8 protein-coding genes are annotated in these 6,962 nt (G+C 71.9%); all 8 read left to right on the plus strand.

Features of this window, described 5'->3' with window-relative positions; genetic code table 11:
• The first annotated feature begins 77 nt into the window (after positions 1-77).
• The gene (locus H0U68_RS06450) at positions 78-986 is read left to right on the plus strand and encodes a glycosyltransferase (protein WP_296353798.1); all 909 of its coding nucleotides are present in this window, start codon (positions 78-80) and stop codon (positions 984-986) included.
• A 4-nt stretch (positions 987-990) separates the two neighbouring features.
• Positions 991-1,824, plus strand: coding sequence for a methyltransferase, TIGR04325 family (locus H0U68_RS06455; RefSeq protein WP_296353800.1), 834 nt, complete (start codon positions 991-993; stop codon positions 1,822-1,824).
• Entirely contained in the window at positions 1,821-2,543 is a 723-nt protein-coding gene (locus tag H0U68_RS06460; protein WP_296353801.1) for a class I SAM-dependent methyltransferase, read from the plus strand. Before H0U68_RS06455 ends, H0U68_RS06460 begins: the two co-directional genes overlap by 4 nt.
• An 11-nt stretch (positions 2,544-2,554) precedes the next feature.
• Positions 2,555-3,559 carry an NAD-dependent epimerase/dehydratase family protein gene (locus tag H0U68_RS06465; protein ID WP_296353803.1) on the plus strand — a complete coding sequence of 335 codons (1,005 nt, stop codon included), beginning with the start codon at positions 2,555-2,557 and terminating at the stop codon, positions 3,557-3,559.
• Positions 3,556-4,659, plus strand: a complete 1,104-nt coding sequence (locus tag H0U68_RS06470; RefSeq protein ID WP_296353805.1) for a DegT/DnrJ/EryC1/StrS family aminotransferase — start codon at positions 3,556-3,558, stop codon at positions 4,657-4,659. Before H0U68_RS06465 ends, H0U68_RS06470 begins: the two co-directional genes overlap by 4 nt.
• Positions 4,646-5,587, plus strand: a complete 942-nt coding sequence (locus H0U68_RS06475; RefSeq protein WP_296353806.1) for a hypothetical protein — start codon at positions 4,646-4,648, stop codon at positions 5,585-5,587. The genes H0U68_RS06470 and H0U68_RS06475 overlap by 14 nt, the downstream gene beginning before the upstream one ends.
• A 4-nt stretch (positions 5,588-5,591) precedes the next feature.
• Positions 5,592-6,443, plus strand: coding sequence for a glycosyltransferase family 2 protein (locus H0U68_RS06480; protein ID WP_296353807.1), 852 nt, complete (start codon positions 5,592-5,594; stop codon positions 6,441-6,443).
• Positions 6,440-6,962, plus strand: a 523-nt coding sequence (locus tag H0U68_RS06485; protein WP_296353809.1) for a hypothetical protein, incomplete at its 3' end; no start/stop codon positions are given. The genes H0U68_RS06480 and H0U68_RS06485, both read left to right, overlap by 4 nt.

Here is a 6,962-nt window from a genome sequence, read left to right on the forward strand (position 1 = left end):
GGCGCTGGACGCCCGCGTGGCCGCCAACCTGGCGCGCATGCTGCTGGGCCTGCGAATGTGGGCGTGAGGCGCACGGCATGACGCACGCCCTCGCCCCCATCGCCCTGTTCGCGTACAAGCGCCCGGACCACTTGGCGCGCGCGCTCGCATCGCTGCGCGCCAACCCCGAGGCCGCCGCCAGCCGGCTCATCGTGTTCTGCGACGGACCCAAGGGCGCGGCCGACGCGGCCGGCGTGGCGGCGGTGCGCGAACTCACCGCGCGCATCGACGGCTTCGCTGCGGTGGAGGTGCACCGGCGCGAAGCAAATGCCGGCCTGGCGAGCTCGGTCATCGCGGGCGTGACGCGCGTGCTGGGCGAGCACGGCCGCGTTATCGTCGTGGAAGACGACCTGGTGGTCGCGCCGGGCTTCCTGCGCTACATGAACGACGCCCTGGCGCTCTACGCGGACGACGACGCTGTGGCCAGCGTGCACGCCTACCTGTACCCGCTGGCGCGCATGCCGCCGCCCACGTTCTTCCTGCGCGGCGCGGACTGCTGGGGCTGGGCCACCTGGGCACGCGCCTGGCGGCACTTCGACGCCGACGGCGCGCGGCTGCTCGCGCAGCTGCGCGCGGCCAACCTCACCCGCGCCTTCGACCTGGACGGCGCGTATCCCTACACCTGCATGCTGGAAGACCAGATTGCCGGGCGCAACGACTCCTGGGCAATCCGCTGGCACGCCTCGGCCTTCCTGCGCAGCATGCTGACCTTGTATCCGGGGCACAACCTGGTGCACAACATCGGCAACGACGCTTCCGGCACGCACTCCGGGGACACGCGGGTGTTCGAGGCCCGGTTCGCCGGCGCGCCCGTGTGCGTCGAGCGCATCGCGCTGCGCGAAGATACAGACGCCCGGCGGGAAGTCGCCCGCTTCCTCGCGTCCACGCGGGCGCCGCATCGCGCCGGTTGGCGCGCGCGGCTGCGCTTGCTGCTGCGCCGGCGCTGACACCATGGGCGCACGCTCCATCGTCCGAGAACTGCTGCCGCCCGTGCTGCTGCGCGCGCTGCGCGCCGCGCGTGGAGCCGCTCCCGCCGACCTCGGCATGCCGGTCGGCCGCACCTGCCCTGACTGGGACACCGCGGCGGCGGCGTCCGCCGGCTACGGCACCCAGGAGATCCTGCGGCGGGTCGAGGCCACGACTCAGCGCGTGCTTGCCGGAGATGCCGCGTTCGAGCGCGACTCGGTCGCCTTCGCGCGGATGGAGCATCCGTTCGCGCTGCTCGCCGGCCTGCTGCGCGCCGCGGCGGAGGCACCAGCGCCGCTGCGGGTGCTGGACTTCGGCGGATCGCTGGGAAGCACCTACCGCCAGTGCCGCGGGTTCCTCTCGGTGCTGCCGCGGCTGCATTGGGCGGTGGTGGAACAGGAGCACGTGGTGCAGGCCGGCCAAGCCCGCTACACGACGGACGAACTGACGTTCCACCGCACGATCGACGAAGCCGCCGCGGCGCATCCGCCGCACGTGGCCATCGCCGCGAGCTCTCTGCAGTACCTGCCAGACCCGCATGCCGTGCTGGCCGCCCTGGGGCGCACCGGGGCGCGCTACATCCTGATCGACCGCACGCCGCTGGCCGATGCGGCCGGCGACCGCGTCATCGTGCAGCAGGTGCCGCCGTCCATCTACCCGGCGAGCTATCCCTGCTGGATCCTCGCCCGCGCGCCCCTGCTGCAGGCGCTGGGCGATGGCTGGGAGCTGCTGGCCGACTATGCTTGCGCCAACGCGCCGCTGCGCACCGACACCGGGGATGCGGCGCTGCATGGATGGATTCTGAGGAGGACCCCGTGATCGGCCGCCTGCGGCGCTACGTCGCGCGCCAGCAGTTCGACCCGGGCTTGCTGGCCATCTGGACCAATCCGTTCTTTTTCGCCCGGCGCCACCTGCGCCGGGCGATCCGGCAACTCGCGCCGCGGCTGGGCGGCACGCTGCTCGACGTGGGCTGCGGAACCACGCCCTACCGCAGCCTGTTCGCGGTGCGCCACTACATCGGGCTGGAGATCGACACGCCCGAAGCGCGCGCGCGCCAGGGCGCCGACGCCTACTACGACGGCACGACCTTTCCCTTCCCGGCGGCCAGCATGGACGCGGTGTTCTGCAGCCAGGTGCTGGAGCACGTGTTCGTGCCCGAGCGCTTCGTGGTGGAAATCGCCCGGGTGCTGCGCCCGGGCGGCCAGCTGCTGCTGACCGTGCCGTTCGTGTGGGACGAGCACGAGCAGCCGCGCGACTACGCGCGCTACACCACCTTCGGCCTGAAGGCCTTGCTGGAAAACCACGGGCTGCGCTTGATCGAGCAGCAGCGCCTGTGCAGCGGCGCGGGCGTGCTGGCGCAGCTGACCAACGCCTACCTTTACAAGGTCACGCGCAGCCGCTCCAATGCGCTCAACTGGCTGGCGCAGCTGCTGCTGATCGCGCCGACCACGCTGCTCGGGTTGCTGTTCGCGGCGCTGCTGCCGGACAACCCCGACCTCTACCTCGACCAGATCGTGCTTGCGGAGAAGATCGAATGACGGAGCACCGAATGACACAGCGTCCGCTGGACGCCGCCCGCGTGCTCGTCACCGGCGGCCTCGGCTTCATCGGCTCCAACCTGGCCGCGCGGCTGGTGGAAGAAGGCGCGCGCGTGACGCTGGTGGACAGCCTGATCCCGCAATACGGCGGCAACCCGTTCAACATCGAGCCTGTCCGCGGCCGCGTGGAGGTGAACATCTGCGACGTGCGCGACCCCTACGCGATGGCACACCTGGTGCAGGGGCACGACCTGCTGTTCAACCTGGCCGGCCAGACCAGCCACCTGGACTCGATGACCGAGCCGCACGCCGACCTGGACATCAACGCCGGCGCGCAGCTGTCGATCCTGGAGGCCTGCCGCAAGCACAACCCGGGCATCAAGATCGTCTATGCCAGCACGCGCCAGCTGTACGGCAAGCCCGACTACCTGCCGGTCGACGAGAACCACCCGATCCGCCCGGTGGACGTCAACGGCGTCAACAAGCTGGCGGGCGAGCAGTACCACCTGCTGTACAACAACGTCTACGGCATCCGCGCCTGCGCGCTGCGCCTGACCAACACCTACGGCCCGCGCATGCGGGTGAAGGACGCGCGCCAGACCTTCCTGGGCATCTGGGTGCGCCGGCTGGTGGAAGGCAAGCCGCTGCTGGTGTTCGGCGACGGGCTGCAGCTGCGCGACTTCAACTACGTGGACGACTGCGTGGACGCGCTGCTGCGCGCCGCCACCGACCCGAAGGCGGACGGCCGCGTCTACAACCTGGGCAGCCGCGAGGTGGTGTCGCTCAAGGACGTGGCGCAGATGTGCGTGGACCTGCTGCCCGGCGGCGGCAGCTACGAGATCGTGCCGTTCCCGCCGGAGCGCAAGGCCATCGACATCGGCGACTACTACGGCGAGTTCCGCAGCATCGAGGCCGAGCTGGGCTGGCAGCCGCGCGTGGGCCTGCGCGAGGGGCTGGCCCGCACCATCGCCTTCGTCTGCGAACACCGGCAGCACTACTGGGACACCGACGCATGATCGCGCTCAACGACTTCAAGGCCGAACCCGAGGCGCTGCGCCAGGCCGAGCTGCAGGCGGTGGAGCGCGTGCTGCGCTCCGGCTGGTACGTGCTCGGCCCCGAGGTCAAGGCCTTCGAGGCGGGCTGGGCCGCCGCCTGCGGCACTGCCCATGCGGTGGGCGTGGCCAACGGCATGGACGCCATCGAGATCGGCCTGCGCGCGCTGGACATCGGTCCCGGCGACGAAGTGATCACCACCTCGATGACCGCCTTCGCCACCGTGCTGGCGATCCTGCGCGCCGGCGCCACGCCGGTGCTGGCCGACATCGACCCGGCGACGGCGCTGCTGGACCGCGCCAGCGTGCAGCGCTGCGTGGGGCCGCGCACCAAGGCCCTGCTGCTGGTGCACCTGTACGGACAGGTGCGCGACCTGGACGGCTGGGACGCCTGGGCGCGCGATGCCGGCGTGCTGCTGCTGGAAGACTGCGCGCAGGCCCACCTCGCCGCCTGGAACGGCAGGCCGGCCGGCAGCGTCGGCCGCTTCGGCGCCTACAGCTTCTACCCGACCAAGAACCTGGGCGCCATCGGCGACGCCGGCGCCATCGTGACCGGCGACGACGCGCTGGCCGAGCGGGCGCGGATGCTGCGCAACTACGGCCAGAGCACGCGCTACGTGCACGTCGCCGAAGGCCTCAACAGCCGGCTGGACGAACTCCAGGCGGCGCTGCTGCAGGCACGCCAGCAATGGCTGGTGGAATTCACGCGCCGCCGCCAGGACATCGCCGGCCGCTACCGCGCCGCCATCCGCAACCCGCGCATCGGCCTGCTGGCCGCGCCCGCGCAGCCGGACAGCCACGCGCACCACCTGTTCGTGGTCACCACGCCCGAGCGCGAGGCGCTGATGGCGCACCTGCAGGCGCAAGGCGTGCAGAGCCTCATCCACTACCCGATCCCGGTGCACCTGCAGGCGCCCTGCGTGTCGCTCGCGCGCGACCCGCTCGGCCTGGCCGCGACCGAGCGCCATGCGGACACCTGCCTGTCCATTCCCTGCCATCCGCAGATGACGGATGCCGATGCCGACCGCGTCGCCGAGGCCCTGAACCGCTATGGCGCGCACTGAGCACTACGTCACGCTGTTCGACAGCGCCTTCCTGCCGTACGGGCTGTGCCTGCACGAGTCGCTGCTGCGCGAAGACCCGGCGGCCTGGCTGTGGATCGTCTGCATGGACGAGCCGGTTCATGCGCAGCTCACCCGGCTGTCGCTGCCGCGCGTATCGCTTGTCCGCCTGGCGGAGGCCGAGACGCCCGCGCTGCGCGCGGTGAAGCCGGACCGCACGGCGGGCGAATACTGCTGGACCCTCACGCCGTTCGTGCCCTCGTTCGTGTTCGAGCGTGCGCCGCAGGCCGAGCGCGTGACTTACGTCGACGCGGACCTGTACTTCTTCGCAAGCCCCGCGTCGCTGCTGGGCGACTTCGAGGCCTCCGGCAAGCAGGTGCTGCTGACCGAACACGCCTACGACCCCGAGTACGACTACAGCGCCCAGAGCGGGCGCTTCTGCGTGCAGTTCATGACGTTCCGGCGCAGCGCCGCGGCGTTCGAGGTGCTGGCGGACTGGCAGGGGCAGTGCATCGAGTGGTGCTACGACCGCGTCGAACCGGGGCGCTTCGGCGACCAGAAGTACCTGGACGAGTGGCCGCAGCGCTTCGCCGATAGCGTGCACGTGCTCGGAGCGCGCGAGCGCACCGTCGGCCCCTGGAACGCGCGCTTCTTCCACCGGCGCGACGGCGCTCTGGCGGCGACCTTCTACCACTTCCACGGCTTTCGCCTGGTGGGCAGCCATCTCGCGCTGACGTTCAGCCATTTCGAGGTGGGCCAGGGCGCGCGTGCCTACTACCGCGGCTACCTCATCGCCATGCGGCGCAGCCTGCGGCGCCTGCGCGGCATGGACATTCCGGTGCGCACGCGCCCGCTGCCGCCCGCTCTGCGACCGCTGCGCACGCTGGCGCGCGAGTGGTGGCAGGGGCGCGCGGCATTCGCTCGCGTCTGAACGCATGGACGCATTCCGCATCTCGGTCGTCGTGCCGTCGTTCAACCAGGCGCAGTTCCTCGACGCCACGCTGCGCTCGCTGCTGGCGCAGCAGGACCCCGCGCTGGACATCGTGGTGGTCGACGGCGGCAGCACCGACGGCTCGGTAGACGTCATCCGCCGCCACGAAGACCGGCTGGCCTGGTGGGTCAGCGAGCGCGACGACGGCCAGAGCCACGCGCTGAACAAGGGCTTCGCGCGCTGCACCGGCGAGTGGCTGTTCTGGCTCAACTCCGACGACCTGCTGCTGCCCGGCGCGCTGCGCGCGCTGCGCGCACACATCGCGCGCGCACCCGAGACGCGCTGGTGGATCGGCGGCGGCCATTTCATCGACGAGCGCGGCCAGCGCACGCGCTCCTATGGCGCGCCCCACGGCCTGCGCGACGCGGCGGGCCTGAGCGACTGGCGCACGCACTGGTTCGCGCAGCCCAGCACCTTCTTCTCGCGCGCGCTGTTCGACCAGGCCGGCGGACGCGTCCGCCTGGACCTGCATTACGCGATGGACCTGGAGCTGTGGCTGCGGCTGCTGGCGCGGGCGGCGCCCGGCACCATCGACGCCGAGCTGTCGGCCTACCGCATCCATTCGGCCGCCAAGACCGGCATGCTGGGCGTGAAGGCCGAAATGGAAATCGTGCGCGTGCTGCAGGACGCCCTGGGCGCCGAACGCGCCATGGACCGCGTCGCCTGTATCGCCGCCGACCGGCTGGAGTTCGAGCAGAAGTGGCGCAAGCTGCAAGCCCTCGTCGACCCGCTGGCGCGGCCTTACCTGCGGCTGCGCGCCGCCTGGCGCGGCCTGCGCGGAGCGCGCGACGGATGAACACAGTTTCCAATTACCGCGCACTGCGCGCGCCCGAGGCGCTGCGCCGCACCGCGCCGCTGCACACGCTGGCCGCGCCGCCGGCCGTGTTCGCGCACGAGCCGCAGCTGTATGCGCACAGCCCGGAGGCCGGCCTCTACGCGCTGCCGCACGGCCATGCGGACCGTTTCGGCAGCTGCCGCGACCGCTGGGGCCGGCACCTGGGCTGGAATGCGCGTGCGCTGCCCCGCGGCGAGCGCGACCGGGCGGCGCCGTGGCATCCCGGCGTGTGGTTCGGGCCGCAGCGGCGCGAACGCGGCACGGTGGCCGCGCTCACGCATCCGGGCCAGCAGGTCTATTTCCACTGGCTGTTCGACGTGCTGCCGCGCTATGCGCTGCTGGAAGACGCCGGCCTGCCGGTGGACGCGGTGTACCTGGAGCAGTCGCAGCCGTTCCAGCGCGCGTCGTGGGCGCTGCTGGGTGCGCCGGTGCCGGTGATCGACGCCGCCACTGCGCCGCGCCTGCGGGCCGGCCGCCTGC

The sequence above is a fragment of the Ramlibacter sp. genome, from assembly GCF_013697775.1.
Taxonomy (GTDB): domain Bacteria; phylum Pseudomonadota; class Gammaproteobacteria; order Burkholderiales; family Burkholderiaceae_C; genus Ramlibacter.